Consider the following 21,274-nt stretch of genomic DNA (forward strand, 5'->3'; position numbering starts at 1 on the left):
AGAGAAAGCGATAATACTTATGACGGAGTTCGGTCTGATCATCGGCGGCGAGTCGCGACCCGGCAGCGCCGGCGAGACCGAGGCGATCCGCTCGCCCTACGACGGCCGCGAGGTCGGCAGGGTGGCGGTGGCCACGGTGCAGGACGCGGAGGCGGCGCTCGACGCCGCGGTCGAGGGCGCGAAGGTCTGGCGCCGGACTCCGGCGCACGAGCGCGCGGCCATCCTCGAGCGCGCCGCCGCGCTGCTCGACGAGCGGGCGCCCCGCATCGCCGAGGCGATCTCCGGCGAGAACGGCAAGCCCATCCGCGAGGCGCAGGGGGAGGCCGGCCGCTCGGGCGCCATCACCCGGCTGGCCGCGTTCGAGGGCACGCAGCTCTACGGCAGCAGCCTGCCGCTCGACGCGAACCCCGGCACCGGCCGCGACAAGCTCGGCTTCACGCTGCGCGAGCCCGTCGGCGTGGTCGTGGCGATCACGCCCTTCAACTACCCGGCGCTGCTGGTGATGCACAAGATCGCCCCGGCGCTCGCGGCGGGGAACGCCGTCGTGCTCAAGCCCGCGCGCACCACGCCGCTGACCTCCCTGCTCATCGCCGGCTGCTTCCTCGACGCCGGGCTGCCCGCGGGCGTGCTCTCGGTGGTCACCGGCTCCGGCGGGGAGCTCGGCGACCGCCTCGTGAGCGATCCCCGCGTGCGCAAGATCTCCTTCACCGGCTCCACCGGGGTCGGCGAGCGCATCGCCGCGATCGCGGGGGTGAAGAAGCTCTCGCTCGAGCTCGGCTCCTCGGCGCCCACCGTCGTGCTCCGCAGCGCGGACGTCGAGGCCGCGGCGAGCGCGGTGGCGGCGGGCGGCTACACCAACTGCGGCCAGGTCTGCATCTCGGTGCAGCGGGTGGTCGTGGACCGCGCCGTCGAGGGCGACTTCCTCGACGCGCTCCGCGGCAGGGTCGAGCGGATCAGGATGGGCGACCCGGCCGATCCCGAGACGACCCTCGGGCCCCTCACCGAGCGCAAGGAGGCCGAGCGCGTCGAGCAGCGGATCAAGGACGCCGTGGCCGACGGCGCGACCCTCCTCACCGGCGGCGTGCGCGAGGATGGCTTCGTCTCGCCCGCCATCCTCACGGGCGTGCGCACCGAGCAGCGCATGGCGCAGGAGGAGCTGTTCGGCCCCGCCGTCGCGGTGACCACGGTGGACGGCATCGACGAGGCCATCGACGCGGCGAACGGCACGAGCTACGGGCTCGCGGCCGGCGTGTTCAGCGAGAACATGGCCGAGAGCATCCGCGCGATCCGCGAGATCGAGGCGGGCAGCGTCCACATCAACTGGACCCCGCTGTGGCGCGCGGACCTCATGCCCTACGGCGGCTTCAAGGCCAGCGGCATCGGCAAGGAGGGCATCCGCTCGACCGTGTCGGAGATGACGGAGGAGAAGACGGTGGTGATGCACTCGTGAGCGCGGCGCACGACCCGGTCGCCCTGAACCACGCGTTCAAGGAGCGGCTGCGCTCGGGCGAGACCGTGATCGGCACGTTCCTCGGGCTCGGCTCGCCGGCCGCCGCGGAGGTGTGCGCGGCGGGCGGGCTCGACTGGGTGCTGCTCGACCTCGAGCACGGCGCCGGCTCGGAGGCGCAGATCGGCGAGATCGTCACCCGCGCGGCCGCGTACGGCGCAGCCACCCTCGTGCGCGTGGAGGAGCTGCGGCGCATCCGCCTCGGCCGGGTGCTCGACACCGGCGCCGCGGGCGTGATGGTGCCGCGGGTCTCCTCCGTCGAGGAGGTGCGCGACGCGGCGAGCGCCATGCAGTACCCGCCGGCGGGCACGCGCGGCGTGGCCTCCTACAACCGGCAGGCGCGCTGGTCGCTCGACCCGGCCGTGCTGCGGCGCGCGGGGGAGCGGCACACGCGGATCGTCCAGATCGAGACCCGCGCGGCGCTCGACGCGGTCGAGGAGATCGCGGCGGAGCCGGGCGCGGATGTGCTGTTCGTGGGGCCGCAGGACCTCAGCTACGCGCTCGGCCTGCCGCTGCAGTACGAGCATCCGGAGTTCGCGGCGGCGCTCGACCGGGTCGTGGCCGCGGCCGAGGCGCACGGCAAGGCGGCGGGCATCCTCGTGATGGATCCGGTCGTGGCCGAGCGGCGCCGGGAGCAGGGCTTCCGGTTCATCGGCATCGGCTCGGACGCGTCGATGCTCGCGGCCTCGAGCCGCGCGGCGGCGAAGGTGGGCGGGGAGCGATGAGCGGGTTCACCGTGGTCGGGCTCGGGCCGGTGGACGGCTCGGTGGTCGGGCCGCTGCTGCCGGAGGGCGCGCGGTTCGCGGCCGAGCCGGATGCCGCGGACCTCGCGGCGGCCGACGCGGCGATCGTGCGCGCGGCCTACGCGGTGGGCGCCGCGGAGCTCGAGCGCATGCCGAACGTGCGCGTGCTCGCCCGCACCGGCGTGGGGGTGGAGCGCATCGACCTCGACGCGGCGACGGCGCGCGGGGTGGCCGTGGCGATCACGCCCGGCAGCGGCGCCCGCGCGGTGGCCGAGGGGGCGTTCACGATGGCCGCAGCGCTCGTGAAGCGCACGCTCGTCTCGCACGAGTTCGTCCGCTCGGGCCGGTGGGCGCGGGAGCGGCCGCCCGTGCCGGGCGACCTGGCGGGCGCGACGATGGCGGTGATCGGCTTCGGCCGCATCGGCAGGCTGATCGCGGCGCTCGCGGACGCCTTCGGCATGCGGGTGCTCGTGCACGATCCGTTCGTGCGGGCGGAGGAGTACGAGAACCGGTCGCTCGACGAGGCGCTGTGCGAGGCGGACGCGGTGTCGCTGCACATCCCGGGCGGCCAGGGCACGATCGTCGACGCCGGGCGGATCGCGCGGATGCGCCCCGGCGCCGTGATCGTGAACTGCGCGCGGGCGGAGCTCGTGGACCTCGACGCGGCGGCCGACGCCCTCGAGGCGGGGCGGCTCGGCGGGCTGGGGCTCGACGTGTTCGCGGTGGAGCCGCCCGAGCACCACCGGGTGTTCGACCTCGAGAACGTGCTGCTCAGCCCGCACACGACGGGGCTCTCGGCGGGTGCGACCGTGCTGACGCTGGAGATGGCGGCGGCCGCGGTCTCGGCGGTGCTGCGGGGCGAGGCGCCCGCGGCGGTCGCGAACCCGGGGTACGCGGAGCGGGCCGGGGGCGCGGCGTGAGCGGCGAGGCGATGCGCGCGGTGGTGGTGCACGGCGCCGGGGACCTTCGGGTCGAGACGGTGCCGGGGCCCGCGGCGGACGCGGACCGGGTGCTCGTGGATATCGCGTACGGCGGGATCTGCGGCTCGGACCTGCACTACGTGAAGACGGGCGCGAACGGCGTCTACCGCATCCGGGAGCCGCTGGTGCTCGGCCACGAGGTGGTCGGCACGGTGGCGCACGTGGGGGAGCGCGTCGCGGATGCGCCGCCGGTGGGCACGCCGGTGGCGCTGCATCCGGCGTCGCCCGCGCCCGGGCCGGGGGACGCCGAGGGCCGGGGCCTGCACCTGCTGGCCGAGGGACGGTATTTCGGCAGCGCGGCGGCGATGCCGCACACGCAGGGCGCCTTCGCGGAGCGGATCTCGGTGCGGCCGGAGCAGCTGCGGGCGATCCCGGAGGGGCTGCCGCTCGAGCTGGCGGTGCTCGCGGAGCCGCTGGCGGTGTCGCTGCACGGCGTGGACCGGGCACGGGATCGGATCGCCGGCGCCCGCGTGCTGGTCGCCGGTTCGGGGCCGATCGGCTGCCTCGCGATCGCCGCGCTGCGGGCCCGCGGGGCGCGGGAGATCGTCGCCTCGGACATCGCGGCGTTCCCGCTCGGGGTCGCGGCGCGGGTCGGCGCGGATGCGGTGATCGACCTGACCGCCGAGGCGGTGCCGGCGGGCTCCTTCGACGTGGTGGTGGAGTGCTCGGGCGTGCTGCCCTCGTTCGTCGCGGCGATCGACTCGGTGCGGGCGGGCGGCACGATCGTGCAGCTCGGCATCCTGCCCAGCGGGGATCTCGCCGCGCCGCTGTCGAAGATCATCAGCCGGGAGATCACGCTGCACGGCTCGCAGCGGTTCGAGAACGAGATCGGCGAGGCGCTGGAGATCCTCGCGGCGTATCCCGGGCTGCGGCACGTGGTGACGAGCGTGGTGCCGCTCGAGGACGCCGAGGCGGCGTTCGCGGAGGCCGCCGACTCGTCGCGGAGCAGCAAGGTGGTGCTCCGCATCGGGGCGTAGCGGTGCTCGACGGGGTCCGCGGGGTTTCCCGCGGGCCCCGTCTTCGATGTGCCGGTCAGGCGGCTCGGGCAGGCTGGGTCGGGACGGATCGTGGAGAGGAGCCGTGATGGGCGGGGGATCGCTGGTCGTGATCGTGATCTACGTGCCGACGGAGCACGCGGGCGAGGTGCGCAGGGCGCTGGACGAGGCCGGCGCGGGGCGCATCGGCGACTATCGCGGGTGCAGCTGGTCGACGCCGGGGATGGGGCGCTTCACGCCGCTCGATGGTGCGCGGCCGGCGATCGGCGCGGTGGGCGAGCCGGAGGAGGTGCCGGAGGACCGGATCGAGGCGGTGGCGCCGCGGGAGGCCGCGCGGGAGATCCTCGAGGCGGCGCTGGCGGCGCATCCGTACGAGGAGCCCGCGCACCACGTGATCCCGGTGCTGACGGCGGGGGAGTTGTAGAGGACCTGCGGCTAGCGTGGGACGCGTCTCGACGCATTCTCGGAAGGACGGCCATGTACCGATTCATCATCGACATCGACCTGCAGCCCGGCACTCGCGACCGGATTCTCGAACGGGCGCCCGAAGCGCAGGCTGCCACGCGGGCCGAGCCCGGCTGCATCGCCTACGACTTCTTCACCTGCACCGACGACCCCGACCGCCTCGTGTTCATCGAGAGCTGGGACGACAAGGCCGCGCACGACTTCCACATGGAGCAGGAACACACCAAGCGCTTCATCGCCTTCCACGAGCAGTTCCACCGGGTGCCGCTGCGGTTCACGGAGTTGCCGGGGTAGGGGTGGGACGGCCCGGAGGCCGCCCCTGGATTCGTCGGTGGCGGTCTCTACGCGCGATCGTGGCGAGGCCGTCATTCGAATACGACTTCGAGCCCTTCCTGCAGGATGATGACGATGGGGTACGCACTCGAGGCGTCGTCGAACTCCACCCATCCGGGCTGGGCATCTCCTGCGCTTTCGATCAGCATCGGGAATGAAGCGGTCTCGCCGTTCATGAGGCCGTTCTGGGGTTCTCCGGCCAGTGTGCAGCCGGGGAAGGCATAGTTCATCTCGGTATCATCGTCGGCTCGCCAGGTCACCCATGTGGAGCCGAGGAGCTGGCCGTCCGGATAGATGACCTCGTTCCCCGTATTGGTGACAGTGGCGTGCACGGCGAAGAGGGAACGTCCTTGGGGCGGGTAGTAGGTATCCATGCACTCCATCGGGAAACTCTCGACGGGTTCGATGGAGTCGATCGTGATGATGGTGTCCGTGAGCTCTACCGTTTCCCCGACTGCGTAGGTGTCGAGTTCCGATTCGACTGCAGTCTCTTCCTCCGCGGTCTCGGCGTAATCGTAGGTGTAGCGAGGTCGTTCGGTCTCTGCCACGCTGGTGTCTTCTCGTTCTTGAGGCGCTTCCGTTGTACTCGAGCAGCCGACAAGGGCTCCCGCCATGACGATGCCGGTTGCGATACTCCAAATACGTTTGTTCATGTGGGGACTTTCACATGAGCCACCGACATGCGATGACTTAGGAGGGCATCGTGGAGCGGCAGGTCCGTGCCGAAGCGATTGCGGCTCGCTCTAGATTAGTATCGGTATTCCTCAGGCATGACGTTTACGGTTCTTCGCAGTTGAGGGTGTAGCCGAGGGTCGGCGGCTGGTTCGCGGATAGGCGTCGAGGTCTCCCAGGATGGAAGTTTCTATACTGCCCATCCGCCGGAAGACCTCGACGTGCACCACGCTACCTTCGCTGCGCCTGACTTGACCACGTTCTGCCGTCTCGACGAGCTCGGCCTCGAAGTGATCGGGCAGCTGCTCGAGCCGGATCGGGTGGTGCTGGAGTGCCGCGTCGTTGACGACGACGCGTGGTGCCGGAAGTGTAGCGCCGAGGGTGTGCCCCGGGACACGGCGACGCCTCCGCTCGCGCATGAGCCGTTCGGGCATCGGCCGACGACAACTGTTGGTGCGAGTGCGCCGGTACTGGTGCGCGCATTGTCGACGCATCTGGCGGCAGGACACGTCGAAGGTGGCGGCGCCGCGGTCGAAGATCTCCCGCGGCGGGATCGGGTGGGTGCCGAAAGCGGTCATGGTCGACCACCTCACCGTCTCTCGCGCCGAAGCGGGCCTCGGAGTGTCGTGGCATACCGCGAACGCCGCGATTCTCGCCGAGGGCAGGAGGCGACTGATCGACGCTCCGGCGAGGTTCGACGTTGTCACCACGATCGAGGGCGATGAGCATGTCTGGCGTCACACCCGGTTCGGGGACAAGAACGTGACCGTGATCATCGACCTCACGCTTGCGAGGAACGAGACGGGCCCGGCCAGGCTGCCGGACATGGTCGAGAGAAGGCCGAAGGCGGTGTTCAAGCAGTGGCTCGCCGCCCGCCCGAATGACTGGGCGAGTCGGATCGAGGTCGTCGCGATGGACGGGTTCACCGGGTTCAAGACCGTTGCCGCTGAAGAACTCCCCGACGCGGTCCCAGTGATGGACCCGTTCCATGTCTTCCGCCTCGCCGGCGACGCGCTCGATGCCTGCCGGCACCGCGTCCAACAGGACCTGCTCGGCCGCCGGGGGCCCCGCTCTACAAGACCCGCCGCACCCTCCACATCGGCGCGAGCCTGCTCACCGAGAAGCAGAAGATCCGGCTGGACACGGTGTTCGCCGCCGAGGAGCATGTCGAGGTCGAAGCGATCTGGGGCACCTACCAGCGCATCGTCGCCGCCTACCGGGAACCCGACAAGACCAAGGCCAAGCAGATGAAGCACGCCGTGTTCCACTCCCTCACCACAGGGTTCCCCGCCGCGCTGGTCGAGATCCGCAGACTCGGTCGCGCCCTGAAGCAACGTGCCGCGGACATCCTCGCGTTCTTTGACCGCCCCGGCACGTCGAACGGACCGACCGAGGTGATCAACGGCCGCCTCGAGCACCTTCGAGACTCCACGCTCGGGTCACGAACTACATCGCCCGCAGCCTGCTCGAGGCTAGTGGCTTCAGGCCCCACCCACACACTTGATTCCGAAGAGCCCGTAATCCCAGCTAGACTTGTCCGGCCATACGGCCATCAAAAAAGCCGGTTGGGAATCCCGTTCCGTAATCCCAGCTAGACTTGGTGCCACCGGCACCGCGACCGAGCACTCGTTGGGAATCCCGTTCCGTAATCCCAGCTAGACTTGCGATGTCTGGCTCCACGCTGCACAGCCTGTTGGGAATCCCGTTCCGTAATCCCAGCTCGACTTGTCCTCGACCCGGATGACGCCCTCGATATGTTGGGAATCCCGTTCCGTAATCCCAGCTAGACTTGGCGGGGGCTTCGGTCGCGGCGAGGAGCCGTTGGGAATCCCGTTCCGTAATCCCAGCTAGACTTGGGTTCGGCGCGGTGCGCCGGGGTGCTTCGTTGGGAATCCCGTTCCGTAATCCCAGCTAGACTTGGAGCAGGCCGAGACCTGGCTCGAGGAGCGTTGGGAATCCCGTTCCGTAATCCCAGCTAGACTTGTCGCACCGGCGAGGGTGTTCCTCGGGTCGTTGGGAATCCCGTTCCGTAATCCCAGCTAGACTTGTACGACACGAGGCGCCGCAGGGGCAGAGGTTGGGAATCCCGTTCCGTAATCCCAGCTAGACTTGCGATCCGGTCCGAACCCCGGGCGATGGTGTTGGGAATCCCGTTCCGTAATCCCAGCTAGACTTGACGCCTGCGGCAACACGCACTGCCACTGGTTGGGAATCCCGTTCCGTAATCCCAGCTAGACTTGCTCACTCCTCGAAAGGACCGACGACTAAGTTGGGAATCCCGTTCCGTAATCCCAGCTAGACTTGCCGCCGCGTTCCCCGAGGACATGCCCACGTTGGGAATCCCGTTCCGTAATCCCAGCTAGACTTGTCCAGGAGATTTTCCCGCCCCGACCCGGGTTGGGAATCCCGTTCCGTAATCCCAGCTAGACTTGCGCCTCCTCCTGCACAGCCCGATCCTCGGTTGGGAATCCCGTTCCGTAATCCCAGCTAGACTTGAGCCCCACGACGCACGGCGCCGAACCGAGTTGGGAATCCCGTTCCGTAATCCCAGCTAGACTTGGCCTCCTCCTGCACAGCCCGATCCTCGTGTTGGGAATCCCGTTCCGTAATCCCAGCTAGACTTGCGGACGCGTACCCGTACAGCGACACCCAGTTGGGAATCCCGTTCCGTAATCCCAGCTAGACTTGTGGGCGCGTGACGCTCAGCGGGCTACCAGTTGGGAATCCCGTTCCGTAATCCCAGCTAGACTTGCCGCTGAACGTCAGGGTCGGCTGCGAGTGTTGGGAATCCCGTTCCGTAATCCCAGCTAGACTTGCTATTTCTGCGCGGAACACGACATGCAAGTTGGGAATCCCGTTCCGTAATCCCAGCTAGACTTGGCCTCGCGCAGCAGATCCGCGTGCAAGCGTTGGGAATCCCGTTCCGTAATCCCAGCTAGACTTGTCGCCGGCATGGTCGCCGCGTCCCCGGAGTTGGGAATCCCGTTCCGTAATCCCAGCTAGACTTGACGGGGCCGGACTCTGCTGATACATCGAGTTGGGAATCCCGTTCCGTAATCCCAGCTAGACTTGTCGAGGCTGTTGCCTTCGGCATCCACTTGTTGGGAATCCCGTTCCGTAATCCCAGCTAGACTTGATTGAACTGGGCGGCCACCATTTCAGAGTTGGGAATCCCGTTCCGTAATCCCAGCTAGACTTGCGGCCGTCGACGTCCGTCGTCAGCCACAGTTGGGAATCCCGTTCCGTAATCCTAGCTAGACTTGGACACCGGGTCGAAGCCCGGCAGGCCGAGTTGGGAATCCCGTTCCGTAATCCCAGCTAGACTTGTAATCGAACGCGTCCACGGGGAGGCCGCGTTGGGAATCCCGTTCCGTAATCCCAGCTAGACTTGGCGAGCGCCGCGGCTTCCTCAGCGCCCAGTTGGGAATCCCGTTCCGTAATCCCAGCTAGACTTGTCGCGGCCCGCTAGGACATTGACGGCCAGTTGGGAATCCCGTTCCGTAATCCCAGCTAGACTTGCCGACGATGCGCGAGCAGTCCGTCGTCTGTTGGGAATCCCGTTCCGTAATCCCAGCTAGACTTGTGGGTGCTCGTTTGGGTGACTGTCCCCCGTTGGGAATCCCGTTCCGTAATCCCAGCTAGACTTGTTCGCCGACGCGGTGGCGGCGTCACAGGGTTGGGAATCCCGTTCCGTAATCCCAGCTAGACTTGCTTGGCGGATCGCGAAGGACTGGCTCGAGTTGGGAATCCCGTTCCGTAATCCCAGCTAGACTTGGCCAGCGCCCAGACCCCGCCCGAGAGCAGTTGGGAATCCCGTTCCGTAATCCCAGCTAGACTTGGCAGCGTGGAAGCGTCCGCCGTTGGCGAGTTGGGAATCCCGTTCCGTAATCCCAGCTAGACTTGAGAAGCGGCTCGAGGTCGTGAACGACCTGTTGGGAATCCCGTTCCGTAATCCCAGCTAGACTTGAGTTCCAGGTCGTCGAAACCAACCTGCAGTTGGGAATCCCGTTCCGTAATCCCAGCTAGACTTGTGATCGCTTCGCCGTACTCGTCCGCGGCGTTGGGAATCCCGTTCCGTAATCCCAGCTAGACTTGACTCATGCCGCTTCTCCTATCTCCTCAAGTTGGGAATCCCGTTCCGTAATCCCAGCTAGACTTGATCGCGGGCGGGCAGCTCATCGTGCTGGGTTGGGAATCCCGTTCCGTAATCCCAGCTAGACTTGGGTCCGCGCGGATGAGCAGGTCCGTCGAGTTGGGAATCCCGTTCCGTAATCCCAGCTAGACTTGGAGGAAGACAACCTCCAGTCGATCATCGGTTGGGAATCCCGTTCCGTAATCCCAGCTAGACTTGGAGCTTCTCCGCCCACGTCGCCCACTCCGTTGGGAATCCCGTTCCGTAATCCCAGCTAGACTTGGGCACCCTCAACGCCTACGTGCCCGGCGGTTGGGAATCCCGTTCCGTAATCCCAGCTAGACTTGGCATGTGCGGCGTCACCTGCAGCTCTGGGTTGGGAATCCCGTTCCGTAATCCCAGCTAGACTTGTCGCGTACGTCGACGAAGTCACCGTCCTGTTGGGAATCCCGTTCCGTAATCCCAGCTAGACTTGTTCACGCCACCGATCAGCGCGCCCCGCAGTTGGGAATCCCGTTCCGTAATCCCAGCTAGACTTGATCAGGCCCCGAGATCCGCACTGTGGTGCGGATCTCGGGGCCTTGAACGTCCCAAAAACCTGGTCAGAACAGCAGCAACGTGTCCGGTGGGGCCTCCGGTTCGATGTACTTCGTCCCGAACAAGTGCCATCCACCAGCCCACTGGCGGTCCGTGAGCTGCAGGATGCGTACGTATCCCTCAGCGGGCACTGTCGCTTTCAAGAAGTTGATGACAGGAAGCGCTGCAGTTCCGTTGATGAGGTAGCGACAGTAGACCGAGAGTTGAGCTCGGGAAAATCCTTGATCGAGCAGCAGATTGCGGTATGCAGTGGACGTGCGTCGCTGCTCCTTGGTGAGGGTTGGCAGATCGAACATCACAAGAAGCCACACTGGATCAGCCATTTCACTCTAAGCGGGGTGAATCCTGAGGCGGTACCCAGACTGCAGGTTCAAGCCGATCCCGATCATTTTCAATATAGTACGCGAGTTGCGCTGCAAGCTCATAGATCGAAGTGGCCACGGTAGAACCGCCGAGTCCATTCATCGGCATCGAAAGTACGCTCACGAGCTGCTTCTTCACTGTTGGTATTTCGAGAGAAGCGTCGGTATCAAGATTTTGCACGATGAAGTCAACTGCGGGACGAAATGGTTCGATCAGGTCGTCTGCGAGCGCAAATGAGTTGGATCGGTTACGATGCCAGATGCCATAGGTAGGCCACAGGCCAGAAGCAGAAATTGCCTGGATCACGAACCCACGCATGATCGTGTAGCCATAATTGAGCATAGCGTTCAGACGATCTGCGGAGCCCGGGACGCGTTGAAACTGACTGTCTTCCCCGAAATAAACCTGCCAGTAAGCTCGTGCCGCTTGACCTTCACGGTTATCTGGGTCGCCGGAACGGACGGATTTGCGAATCACTCGTAGCCGTTGTGCTGCGGGAAGACTTGCAGCCGTCAGGTTGTTCTCCTGGCCTTCGATCTTAGAACGGACAATCTGCTGCCAAGCGTTCTTCCTTCGAGGCTGAGAGAGTTCAGCTTGATATCGGTGTCGAGCGGCTACTCGAGAATTGTCGATCCAAGGGTAGGCAACCAGGTCGGGAACTCCACGCCAGTCGCAATTGAGCAGTATGATGTCATACTTCGCGAGCATCGTCATCGCACCGCCAGATATGGTTGCTTTGTTTCCCAGGAGTATCACAGCGACATCGGTAAGAGGAACGTTGTTGCCGTTAATCTCGAGACCGCCTCGTGTTGAACGGATGGTTCCGGTCAATGCCGTGGCATCAACCACCTGGCGGGCTCGCACCTCATTCTCCGTATACCGCTTTGATGGGAGACCAGGATGTAGGCAACCCAGAAGAAATGTTTTGACGAGGTTCACCGGTTGCTGTTCGGCGGATGACCTGCGTTGAAGGTGTGGACCAGAGTTGAGAAGCCGTAATTCGAAGTGAAGCTTTAAGCACCTTCTTTGTAAGGGTGGAGACATCGACAAGTCGGTCCGAAGTGTCCTCTGCCTTCTTTCGGATCCCCTCCTCGGAAAGCAACACGGGCTTGATATTTGCAACACCCAACTGTTCCCAGCCGCTCAGGCGCCAATGCCGTTCTGGCCACTCATCCATGAATCGTCCGGTCTCGTTCGCCCCTCTCCATTCGTAAGGGTCGATCAGAAGTTCATCCCCGATAACGAATGTGCCGACGTGCTCCGCTGCGTTTTGGTGAATCGCGTCACGCAGTCTCGCATTGGCGGTTCGCCTGACTGCCTGAGAGGTCCCCGACAGCGGACTGGTGAGCAAATCTCCTTCTATGCCGTCCTCGAGTTCGTAGAGATCCGCTGCCCATACGCGGACGACGCCTGCCTTTACCTCGCCTTTCGGGGTGAGCCATCGGTAAAGACGGACATGGTGCATCGATTGGCCAAGCGGTGCCGACGATTTATTCGGAAGAGGCATACGCGCCTTGGCATCGGGGTAGAGGTACACTTCGCCCTTGCCATCGAGCCGCATACCGCTGGGCAACGTCAGCGTCCGGGACTCGTCTTCATGAAGTGGAGCGCTTGGAATTAGATCTTTCGATAGGGCCTCATAGACCCTTCCATCGACGATCCGTGCTCGTTCCCCACTGGTCCATGCCTCGCCGACGGCTTTCGTTCTATGAGGAGACCGCCCGGCCTCGTGCAGCGCAGCGTGTTTGGCAGAGAAACGTACGGGATACGTGACAACCACATCATCGTGTTTGAGTACCTCGTCGACCAGCCTCGCCAGTTCCTGCATGTCTTCTTTCCATTTGCAGAACTTTCGGACTGCCTCTGGCGTTGATCCCTCGTACGTCGTCCAATTCCATCGGTCTTCGTTCGATTCGTAGGCGGCCCTTCGCATATCATCACGTTCGGCGAGTGTTCTCGCGACTGATGGATTGATCATTGCAGCAACCGCGGCGTCAATGGCATGATGCCTGCGGTCGAAACGGCTCTTCGCGTGTACTCCCTCTCGTATGCGGATGACCCGATCGATTCCGGATGCCTTCCGGGCGGCCTGGATGATTCGCCCCGAGTACACAGGGACTTCGCCTGTCCCCAGAGAGAGCGTCCCTTGAATTCGCTCACGGATGTCGACCGCCGCGTAGGCAGTAGAGGCGAGGGACCGTTCGTCGATGGGATCGTCGAATTCGTCCTGTTTCAAGCGGCGTCTCATTTCACGCTTCAACCGCGAGAACGCCCGGCGGTCGAGCTGCCCTTGCTGAAGTTCGTCGATACGTTGCAACGCGGCCTCGAGTGACACTCCTTCACGCTGTGACGTGGCAGCGAAGGCGACGAAGGTGCGCTTCCCCTTCGCGGCATTGCACGCGCGGCACACCGCGACGAGATTCGCCCGGGTCGAGTTTCCGCCTGTTTTCCGCGGAACGATATGATCCAATTCAATGTCGCCGAAACCCGGTGTGGAACCGCAGTAGAGACAACGCGATCCCTGCCGCTCGAATGCTTGTACGCGTCGGATCATGTGATTGCTCGGTTCAGAGATACCGTAGGCATGTCGGATGTGCTCTGCGGCACGTTCACGGTCGCGCTGATTCCTGCGCTGCTCGGAAAGCGCATCTTCTCGTGCTTGGAATCCTTGGAAAGCGCTTCGAACATGCTCGATGACGACACGCTCCGGCTCCCCATGTTTCGAGACGATTCCCTGGAGGAACCGGCGCATCGGAGGCAGGATGCGTTGGAGGGTTGGGTGATCTGCCACCACATCGAGTGTGGAAGGCGTGGGTGCATTCTTCTGCTCGTCAAGATCGAAGAGGTAGTTTCGAACCTCTACGTAGGATTTGCCGGTTCGTTCTATCTCCGCGTTCATGAGGTCAAGCGCGTCTACGCAGTGAGCGTCGCGCCCGGAAGGGAAAGTGAGTCTCTGAACGGCTTCAGCCTGCTTGTCGTTGAGTGCCTCTAGGATCGGCTCGATCTGGGACTCGATTCGTGCGGGACGCTTGAGCTTGACCGGATCCGCGATCCATCGGATGAAGTCCCTGCGGTCTTGATCGTTCGCGGTATCCCACCATTGGCGGATCGGATGGCGCTTCGGAAGCGTGTTCACCGTTGCGACTGAGCGCAAGGTGGGAGCGACCGAGCCGACCGACTGATCGCGATCTGCAGTGACGAGCGAACGGGGCGAGACCTGGAGGACTTCTTCTGAGATGTCCTTCCAGGTGGGGGCATCGTTCTTGGAGGTGACGGCGAAGAGGTGATCGACAACGCGCTTCTGCTCTTCTACGGTGAGACGGCGCTTGGCCCCGTTTTCGCGGATGCGCAGATTCGCCACGGTTTGACGGATCTGGAACTCCTGATGCTCCAAAGATGCGCGGGAGGCTCGCTTGCGGTTCTTGAAGCCGGGAAGCCAATCGTTACCGACTCGCTCCGCAGGAATGGACGGCTTCTCCTGTGAGAAGGCAATGCGCGCGAGCTGCTCGAAATGATCGTCGGGCACCTGTTGCACGCGGCAGATCTGGCGCCACTCGCGTACGACATCAACACGACGTTGGCTGCCAAGCAGGTGGGCTTGTTCAGGTGGTACGGCGTCCGGCCCCGGACGCTGTGGCTGTCTAGGACGAAGTCGTTCATCTTGTCGCAGGCCGAATGCAGCGAGGTCCGCCTGGTAGTGGATCTCTTGGGGAGCCGTTGCAAAGTCGAAGCGTTCTGAAGCTACAAGGTCCTCCACCGCCTGCTTGAATTCTGGTGAAGGCTCTTCCTTCCAGAGATACGTGTCGAGACTGACCCAAGCGTTCGCCCAACCGCGATGGTTGGACATGTGTCGGATGGCAATCGAAAGCAGACTGCGTCGCGAGTCATCGTCCTTGATGTGCTCCCGAAGCAGTTCTTGGCGGGACCGCCATTCCTCATAGGTTTGCAGGGGCTCCGGGGCGACGACTGGGTAGCCGAGCTGGCGAAGCCTCTTTTCGAGCTCGATGCTGCGACGGCGGCGGTTCCGATACAGACGTCGTACGCGGCGGGCTGAACCCCCAGACGCCTTTCGGCTGACTGAACCGCCGCTTCCCGACGCCATCCCATCACGTCCGTTATCGTGCAGCACGACCATGAGACGGTTGACGGCTGCTGGAGACCCGTTCTCGTCAACTTCGATCGACGCCAGGCCGAGAGAGTTTTCTCCGACATCCGTACCCAACACGTGCATTGCGCTCGCCTCCATTGCCGCTGGTGTTTGCCTGACGCTATCCAGTATTAGCCTGCGTCGGCGCACGCATCTCGTCAAGTCCGGAAAAGAAAAACCCTCCCCTGATCGGCGAAGCCGGGGGAGGGCGAGAAATCAATGCTGCAACCTCATGGCCAACACCTTATTGAGAATCCCGTTCGCGCAAGAGAATAGCACAAGGCTGGTGGCTGCGCGCGGTCAGTGGGTGGGGGCTGGGGTGGTTAGTCGTTATGTGCAACTGCTCTCCACCGTTGACCTGAGCGGTGGTACTTGAGTGCTGGCGTCACCAGAATGTGGATTCGAGGGGCATCGTTCACATGGGGCAGTGTGTTCCCGTGTAGGGAAGCCCCATTCGCTCGCCTCCGAGGTGGTCAGAACCTCAAGCCGCCATCAAAACGCCGATGCAGCCGCTCGCGCCCCGGCCGTTTCCGCCCATAGCTCCGTCTCACGCATCGCCGATTCGGCGCTTCCCGCCAGCTCGGAGAGCGACCACGTCGCGGCTACTCCGCGCACGCGGTCGTTGGCGACCTCATCCGCGACGCGACCTGCAAGGACGACCGTGGGCGTTGAAGCGGCGATCGCGGCCTCGATCACCTCGGAAGGCACCTTCCCCGCGAGCGACTGCGTATCGAAGGATCCTTCTCCGGTGATCGCGAGGTCGGCCGAGGCGATTGTCTCGTGGAGGCGGATCGCCTCGGCGATCGTCGCCGCCCCCGGCGAGATGGTTGCACCGATCGCGAGCAAACCGTAGGCGGTGCCTCCCGCGGCGCCGGCGCCGGGCGCATCCGGCTCGAGTCCCACCAGCTCGGCGAACCGTGCAAGGCCGGACTCGAATTCCACGATGTCCTCGGATGCGGCGCCCTTCTGCGGCCCGAATACCGCGGCGGCCCCACGCTTGCCGAGCAGCGGGTTGGTCACGTCGGTGAGCGCCACGATGCCGCGGGGTGGCAGCATGGCGATACCGGAGAGATCGACGGAGGCCAAGTCGTGCAGGCCGACGTTCCCCGGCCCGATGTCCCGTCCCGAGGCGTCCAGGAGCTTCGCACCGAGCGCCTGCAGCATCCCGGCCCCGGCATCGGTGGACGCACTGCTGCCGAGGGCCACGAGCACGTTCTGTGCCCCACGGGACGTCGCGAATCGGATCGCCTCGCCGAGCCCGAACGTGCTCGCGGTGCACGCCGAAAACCGGGACACTGCTTCCAACCGGGTGATCCCGCTCGTCTCCGCGAGCTCGACGATCCAGGTGCCGTCCGAGAGCTTCAGCAGTGCGGCATCCACCGGGACGCCGAGGGGACCGCGCACCCGAAGCATCATACGAGCCGCGCCGGGGTCAGACGTCTCGAGAGCGTCGATCGTCCCCTCGCCGCCATCCGCCATCGGCAGCAGCACGGTCGAGTCCTCTGGGCGCACCCGGCGCCATCCGCGCTCGATGGCACGAGCGACCTCGGGCGCGGTGGCGGTGCCTTTAAAGCTGTCCGGGGCGATGACGATGCGACGCTGCATATCACCAACATAGCGATTTTCGGCGTTGCGGAAAGCACTTACCCGGAATGGGCGCCGATATGCTCAAATAGATTCGCAACGGCGCGCGGACAAAGACGGGAAGGGTCGGGGCATGGGTAGGAAGAGCCAGCCGGTCACGCTCGGCGAAGTGGCCAAGGCCGCGGGGGTCTCGATCGCGACCGCATCGCGGGCCATCAACGGGAGCAGCCGCAGAGTCAGCGAAGACATCGAGAAGCGCGTCCGCGAGACCGCCGATCGTCTCGGATACCTGCCGAATCTCTCGGCCCAGGCGGTCGCCAAGGGGGCCTCCTCGACGATTGCGGTGGTCGTCAGCGACATCGCCGATCCCTATTTCAGCGCGATCACTGCGGGCATCATGCGCGGCGCCCGCGAGGCCGGCCTCGTTGTCACGGTCGCCGCCGCGGAGCACACGCCCCAGAACGAGCTCGACATCGTCCGCACCTTCCGCGGGCAGCGGCCGCGGGCCATCATCCTCAGCGGTTCCCGCACCCTCGGAGATCCCAATCAGGTGCTGCTCGACCAGCAGCTCGAGGCCTATGCCGCCACGGGCGGTCGCGTCGTGATGATCTCGCAATCGCCTTCGCCGTTCGATGTCGTCGAGCTCGCGAACCGTGAAGGGGCCCGGGAGCTCGCGCGCACGCTCGTTCAGCGCGGAGGGGAACGATTCGGCGTGATCGCGGGGCCTCGCAAGCTCGCCACGAATCACGATCGCATCGAAGGATTCCGCGAAGGGCTCTCGGACAGCGGCATGGCCCTATTCGAGGATGCGACGGTCGAGGTGCCGTTCAACCGCGATGGCGGATACGAGGGCATGCGGACACTGCTCTCGAGGGTTCCGGAGGTGGATACGGTTTTCGCGACGAGCGACGTCATGGCTATCGGTGCGATGACGGCGATGCGGGACCTCGGGAAATCTCCGGGAAAAGATGTGTCGATCGCAGGATTCGACGACATCGAGACGGTGCGCGACGTGACTCCGAGGCTGACCACGGTCGTCGTGCCGCTCGCTGATATGGGCTATCGCGCGATGCGGCTCGCGATTGAGGAGCCATCGGAGCAGAAGCCTGTCGTTCTGCGGGTTAACACCTCCGTCGTCGTGCGCGAGAGCACGCCGGTACGGACCGCTGCCCGCGCCTGAGGGGTGAATCCGGCGCCTTCGAGGCCTGCTTCGAAGGCGCTTCTTCGTGCACGCTTGTGCTTGGTAAGCGCTTTCCATAGGATGAGGATATCTCAACGACGAGATCCCGACGAGAGGATGGACATGACCAACGACGTGCTCGGCATCATCGTGAACGGTGCCACTGGGCGGATGGGATACCGCCAACACCTGGTTCGCTCGCTACTCGCGCTTCGCGACGAAGGCGGGGTGCCGCTCTCCGACGGCACCCGGCGACCGATCGAGCTCTACCTCGTCGCCCGCAATGAGGAGAAGCTCCGCGCGCTCGCGGAGCAGCACAGAGTGGAGAAGTACACGACGGATCTCGACGAGGCGCTCGCGACCCCCGGTTTCCCCGTGTACTTCGACGCCCTCGTCACGAAGCTGCGCGTGCCGGCCATTCGCAAGGCCATCGCTGCGGGCAAATCGGTCTACACCGAGAAGCCCACCGCGGAGAGCTACGAGGAGGCGCTCGCCCTCGCCGATGAGGCGGAGGCGGCTGGGGTCAAGAACGGGGTGGTTCACGACAAGCTCTACCTGCCCGGCCTGCTCAAGCTGAAGCGCCTCATCGACAGCGGCTTCTTCGGCGAGATCCTTTCGGTCCGAGGCGAGTTCGGCTACTGGGTCTTCGAGGGCGGCTGGCAGCCCGCTCAGCGCCCCAGCTGGAACTACCGCTCGGAGGACGGCGGAGGCATCGTCGTCGACATGTTCCCGCACTGGAATTACGTGATCGAGAACCTCTTCGGCAAGATCGAATCCGTCTACGCCGAAACCCGCACGCACATCCCCGAGCGGGTCGACGAGCGGGGGGAGCGATACGCCGCAACGGCAGATGACGCTGCCTACGCTGTATTCGACCTCGAAGACGGCCCGATCGTGCAGTTCAACTCCAGCTGGACGGTGCGGGTGAACCGCGACGAGCTCGTGGAGCTCCACGTCGACGGCACGCGCGGCAGCGCGGTCGTCGGGCTGTTCGGCGCGAAGATCCAGCCGCGCGACGCCACGCCGAAGCCCACCTGGAACCCCGATCTCCCCGACACGCACGACTACTCCGGGGACTGGATCGAGGTGCCGCAGAACGAGCCTGCCGAGAACGGCTTCAAGCTGCAGTGGATCGAGTTCCTGCGCTATGTGCTCGACGACGGCCGGCACGACTACGACTTCCGCTCCGGGGCGGCCGGCATGCTGCTCGCTGAGGCCGCCCTGGCCTCGGACGCGCAGGGCCGTCGGATCGTGCTCGCGGAACAGGCGGGTGCGTGATGACTCAGACCCTCGACCTTGCGTCGCGGGCCGAGCTCGGCTCCGCCCTGCGGCTGATCGGCGCCGACGGCTCCCTCGGCGCCGCCGAGCTGCTCGCGGCCCCCGGCTTCGAGCGGCCCTCCGGCCCCCTGGCCTCGAGGGAGCTCTTCGCGGCAGCGCACGTCATCCCCAAGACTACGAGCGAGACCGTCCCGGGAGCGCCGGCCGACATCGACTGGGAGGCCACGCTGGACTATCGGCGGCAGCTGTGGTCGTGGGGCCTCGGGGTCGCCGACGCGATGGACACGGCACAGCGCAACATGGGCCTCGATGCCGCGGCTACCCGCGAGCTGATCACCCGCACGGCCGAGGCCGCGCGCAAGGAGGGCGGTCGCGTCGCCGTAGGCGTGAACACCGACGGTCGTGATGAAGAGCACTTGAGCCTTGACGAGATCGAGGCCGCCTATCTCGAACAGCTCGAGTTCGCCGAGGACCGGGGCGTCATCCCGGTCATCATGTCGAGCCGGCACCTCGCCAGGGCGGCGCGGTCGCCCCGGGACTACGTCCGTGTCTACGATCGCGTGCTCCGCGAGGTATCGGGCAAGGCGGTCATCCACTGGCTCGGCACCGCGTTCGATCCTGTGCTCGAGGGCTACTTCGGCGACTCCCGCTGGGAGGCGGCCGCAGACGTGCTCCTCGGCATCGTCGAGCGGCATGAGGACCGGATCGCGGGCATCAAGATGAGCTTGCTCGATGCCGAGGCCGAACGCCTGGTGCGTTCGCGACTGCCTCAGGGCGTCGCGATGTACACGGGTGACGACTTCAACTACGTCGAGCTCATCGGTGCCGACGAGACGGGCGCGTATTCGGACGCCCTGCTGGGGGCGTTCAGCGTGCTCGCCCCCAACGCCTCGGCTGCTGTGCAGGCCCTCGACCGCGGCGACGCCGCCGAGTTCGAGCGCATCCTTGCGCCGACACAGGAGCTCTCGCGTCAGGTGTTCGCGGCGCCCACCTTCTACTACAAGACGGGTGTCGCCTTCCTTAGCTGGCTCAACGGGCACCAGGACGCCTTCCGCATGGTCGGAGGCCTCCACTCGGCCCGCAGCCTGCCGCACCTGTCGCGGATCGTCGAACTCGCGAACTCATCGGGCGCGCTCGAGCAGCCGGAACTCGCCCTCGAGCGATGGCACGGGATGCTCCGCCTCGACGGACTGCTCGACGGGGAGGTGCGGTCATGACGCTCCCCCATGCGCGGTTCTCGCTGAATCAGGCGACCATCAAGCACGCTTCGCTCGGTGAGGCGATCGGGCTCTGCGTCGAGCAGGGGGTCGCGAGCATCGGTCTGTGGCGAGAGCCGGTCGCCGAGGCCGGCCTAGGGCGATCGGTCCGGCTGCTGCGCGACTCCGGCCTGCGGTTCTCGAGCATGTGCCGCGGTGGCTTCCTCACCGATCCGAAGGATCGCTCCGCCGCCCTCGACGAGAACCGTCGCGCGATCGAGGAGACCGCCGCGCTCGCGGCGGCGGGAGCCCGCGGCAGCGCCGCGGTGCTCGTGATGGTCGCGGGAGGGATCCCCGAGGGCAGCACGATAGCGGAGGCCAGAGCGAGGCTCGAGGAAGGCGTCGCCGAGCTCGCCCCGGAGGCGGAGGCGGCCGGCGTGACGCTCGCGCTCGAGCCCCTGCACCCGATGTACGCATCCGATCGGGCCGTGCTCTCGACGCTCGGCCAGGCGCTCGACATCGCGGAGCGGGTCGGGAGCCCCGCCGTCGGTGCGGTGGTCGATGCCTTCCACGTCTGGTGGGATCCCGACGTGGCGGCGCAGGTCCGTCGCGCGGGTGCCGCGGGGCGGATCGCCTCGTATCAGGCGTGCGACTGGAGGACGCCGCTGCCGGCGGACGTGCTGCTGAGCCGTCACCTCCCCGGCGGGGGAGTGATCGACTTCGCCGCCCTCACCGCGCTCGTGAACGAGAGCGGCTACACCGGCGACGTCGAGGTCGAGGTGTTCAACGCCGAGCTGTGGGCGCAGCCGTACGGCGAAGCGCTCCGGGAGACCTGGCAGACCTTCAACGCACACGTGGGGGTCCACCTCTCCTGAGCGCTGGCGAACACGAATGCCCGCCCCGAAGGGGGCGGGCATTCCCGTTGCTCCGACGGATGTCGGGCGTAGCGGAGCGCGGCGGAATGCGCAGCTCGCCGGGATACGGGCGCGGTGCGGAGCGCTCCCTGGACGAGCGGCAAGATGCGGCCCGATCCGGCTCTGCCCCCAGACATGCCGCTGAGCAGGCACGGTCTCCGCACGCACGATTCGGCCCCGACCCCTCT

The 21,274-nt window shown here is 65.7% G+C and carries 15 protein-coding genes, 1 pseudogene and 1 CRISPR repeat array; of the genes and pseudogenes, 11 read left to right on the top strand and 5 right to left on the bottom strand.

What is annotated here, in order from left to right; genetic code table 11:
• Positions 1-19: 19 nt before the first annotated feature.
• The 6 genes from FM112_RS09510 (at position 20) to FM112_RS09535 (ending at position 4,984) form a co-directional block, all read left to right on the top strand.
• Positions 20-1,450 (top strand): aldehyde dehydrogenase family protein, encoded by a 1,431-nt coding sequence (locus FM112_RS09510; protein ID WP_087006867.1) that lies wholly within the window; start codon positions 20-22, stop codon positions 1,448-1,450.
• Entirely contained in the window at positions 1,447-2,232 is a 786-nt protein-coding gene (locus FM112_RS09515; protein ID WP_176386772.1) for an HpcH/HpaI aldolase/citrate lyase family protein, read from the top strand. The genes FM112_RS09510 and FM112_RS09515 overlap by 4 nt, the downstream gene beginning before the upstream one ends.
• Positions 2,229-3,170, top strand: a complete 942-nt coding sequence (locus tag FM112_RS09520) for an NAD(P)-dependent oxidoreductase (protein WP_087006869.1) — start codon at positions 2,229-2,231, stop codon at positions 3,168-3,170. Before FM112_RS09515 ends, FM112_RS09520 begins: the two co-directional genes overlap by 4 nt.
• Positions 3,167-4,207, top strand: a complete 1,041-nt coding sequence (locus tag FM112_RS09525) for a zinc-binding dehydrogenase (protein WP_254910434.1) — start codon at positions 3,167-3,169, stop codon at positions 4,205-4,207. Before FM112_RS09520 ends, FM112_RS09525 begins: the two co-directional genes overlap by 4 nt.
• A gap of 106 nt (positions 4,208-4,313) precedes the next feature.
• Complete coding sequence (locus tag FM112_RS09530; protein ID WP_087006871.1) at positions 4,314-4,649, top strand: hypothetical protein; 336 nt, start codon at positions 4,314-4,316, stop codon at positions 4,647-4,649.
• A gap of 53 nt (positions 4,650-4,702) precedes the next feature.
• Entirely contained in the window at positions 4,703-4,984 is a 282-nt protein-coding gene (locus FM112_RS09535; protein ID WP_087006874.1) for a putative quinol monooxygenase, read from the top strand.
• Positions 4,985-5,055: 71 nt separating this feature from the next.
• Here the strand turns inward: FM112_RS09535 and FM112_RS09540 are convergent, their stop codons facing one another.
• Entirely contained in the window at positions 5,056-5,676 is a 621-nt protein-coding gene (locus FM112_RS09540) for a DUF4352 domain-containing protein (protein WP_140400647.1), read from the bottom strand.
• 240 nt (positions 5,677-5,916) lie between these two features.
• On the opposite strand from FM112_RS09540, the pseudogene FM112_RS09545 reads away from it, so the two are divergent.
• Positions 5,917-7,184, top strand: a pseudogene (locus tag FM112_RS09545) (ISL3 family transposase); the annotation flags it as partial.
• 11 nt (positions 7,185-7,195) lie between these two features.
• A CRISPR array of direct repeats spans positions 7,196-10,366; the repeat unit is 36 nt; unit sequence GTTGGGAATCCCGTTCCGTAATCCCAGCTAGACTTG.
• A 63-nt stretch (positions 10,367-10,429) separates the two neighbouring features.
• Here the strand turns inward: FM112_RS09545 and cas2 are convergent.
• From cas2 to FM112_RS09565, 4 genes are all read right to left on the bottom strand, one after another.
• A complete protein-coding gene (gene cas2 / locus FM112_RS09550) occupies positions 10,430-10,747 on the bottom strand; it encodes a CRISPR-associated endonuclease Cas2 (protein WP_087006878.1) in 318 nt (105 codons plus the stop codon).
• Between the two features lies 1 nt (position 10,748).
• Positions 10,749-11,636, bottom strand: a complete 888-nt coding sequence (cas1, locus tag FM112_RS09555) for a type II CRISPR-associated endonuclease Cas1 (RefSeq protein WP_176386773.1) — start codon at positions 11,634-11,636, stop codon at positions 10,749-10,751.
• Between the two features lie 16 nt (positions 11,637-11,652).
• The gene (gene cas9, locus FM112_RS09560; RefSeq protein ID WP_087007112.1) at positions 11,653-15,033 is read right to left on the bottom strand and encodes a type II CRISPR RNA-guided endonuclease Cas9; all 3,381 of its coding nucleotides are present in this window, start codon (positions 15,031-15,033) and stop codon (positions 11,653-11,655) included.
• Positions 15,034-15,426: 393 nt separating this feature from the next.
• The gene (locus tag FM112_RS09565) at positions 15,427-16,539 is read right to left on the bottom strand and encodes a glycerate kinase (RefSeq protein ID WP_087006883.1); all 1,113 of its coding nucleotides are present in this window, start codon (positions 16,537-16,539) and stop codon (positions 15,427-15,429) included.
• Between the two features lie 112 nt (positions 16,540-16,651).
• On the opposite strand from FM112_RS09565, the gene FM112_RS09570 reads away from it, so the two are divergent.
• The 4 genes from FM112_RS09570 (at position 16,652) to FM112_RS09585 (ending at position 21,047) form a co-directional block, all read left to right on the top strand.
• Positions 16,652-17,698 (top strand): LacI family DNA-binding transcriptional regulator, encoded by a 1,047-nt coding sequence (locus FM112_RS09570; RefSeq protein ID WP_087006886.1) that lies wholly within the window; start codon positions 16,652-16,654, stop codon positions 17,696-17,698.
• Between the two features lie 123 nt (positions 17,699-17,821).
• Positions 17,822-18,976, top strand: coding sequence for a Gfo/Idh/MocA family protein (locus FM112_RS09575; RefSeq protein ID WP_087007114.1), 1,155 nt, complete (start codon positions 17,822-17,824; stop codon positions 18,974-18,976).
• A complete protein-coding gene (locus FM112_RS09580) occupies positions 18,976-20,193 on the top strand; it encodes a dihydrodipicolinate synthase family protein (RefSeq protein ID WP_087006888.1) in 1,218 nt (405 codons plus the stop codon). Before FM112_RS09575 ends, FM112_RS09580 begins: the two co-directional genes overlap by 1 nt.
• A complete protein-coding gene (locus tag FM112_RS09585; protein ID WP_087006890.1) occupies positions 20,190-21,047 on the top strand; it encodes a sugar phosphate isomerase/epimerase in 858 nt (285 codons plus the stop codon). The genes FM112_RS09580 and FM112_RS09585 overlap by 4 nt, the downstream gene beginning before the upstream one ends.
• Positions 21,048-21,274 lie beyond the last annotated feature (227 nt).

It is taken from the genome of Gulosibacter sp. 10 (genome assembly GCF_900163695.1).
Lineage (GTDB): Bacteria > Actinomycetota > Actinomycetes > Actinomycetales > Microbacteriaceae > Gulosibacter.

Excerpts from the sequence above, each read along its gene's own strand:
- FM112_RS09575 (WP_087007114.1), top strand. The coding sequence starts at position 17,822 with ATGACCAACGACGTGCTCGGCATCATCGTGAACGGTGCCACTGGGCGG.
- FM112_RS09570 (WP_087006886.1), top strand. The coding sequence starts at position 16,652 with ATGGGTAGGAAGAGCCAGCCGGTCACGCTCGGCGAAGTGGCCAAGGCC.
- FM112_RS09585 (WP_087006890.1), top strand. The coding sequence starts at position 20,190 with ATGACGCTCCCCCATGCGCGGTTCTCGCTGAATCAGGCGACCATCAAG.
- FM112_RS09565 (WP_087006883.1), bottom strand. The coding sequence starts at position 16,539 with ATGCAGCGTCGCATCGTCATCGCCCCGGACAGCTTTAAAGGCACCGCC.
- cas2 (WP_087006878.1), bottom strand. The coding sequence starts at position 10,747 with ATGGCTGATCCAGTGTGGCTTCTTGTGATGTTCGATCTGCCAACCCTC.
- FM112_RS09535 (WP_087006874.1), top strand. The coding sequence starts at position 4,703 with ATGTACCGATTCATCATCGACATCGACCTGCAGCCCGGCACTCGCGAC.
- FM112_RS09520 (WP_087006869.1), top strand. The coding sequence starts at position 2,229 with ATGAGCGGGTTCACCGTGGTCGGGCTCGGGCCGGTGGACGGCTCGGTG.
- FM112_RS09580 (WP_087006888.1), top strand. The coding sequence starts at position 18,976 with ATGACTCAGACCCTCGACCTTGCGTCGCGGGCCGAGCTCGGCTCCGCC.
- FM112_RS09540 (WP_140400647.1), bottom strand. The coding sequence starts at position 5,676 with ATGAACAAACGTATTTGGAGTATCGCAACCGGCATCGTCATGGCGGGA.
- cas9 (WP_087007112.1), bottom strand. The coding sequence starts at position 15,033 with ATGGAGGCGAGCGCAATGCACGTGTTGGGTACGGATGTCGGAGAAAAC.
- FM112_RS09530 (WP_087006871.1), top strand. The coding sequence starts at position 4,314 with ATGGGCGGGGGATCGCTGGTCGTGATCGTGATCTACGTGCCGACGGAG.
- FM112_RS09510 (WP_087006867.1), top strand. The coding sequence starts at position 20 with ATGACGGAGTTCGGTCTGATCATCGGCGGCGAGTCGCGACCCGGCAGC.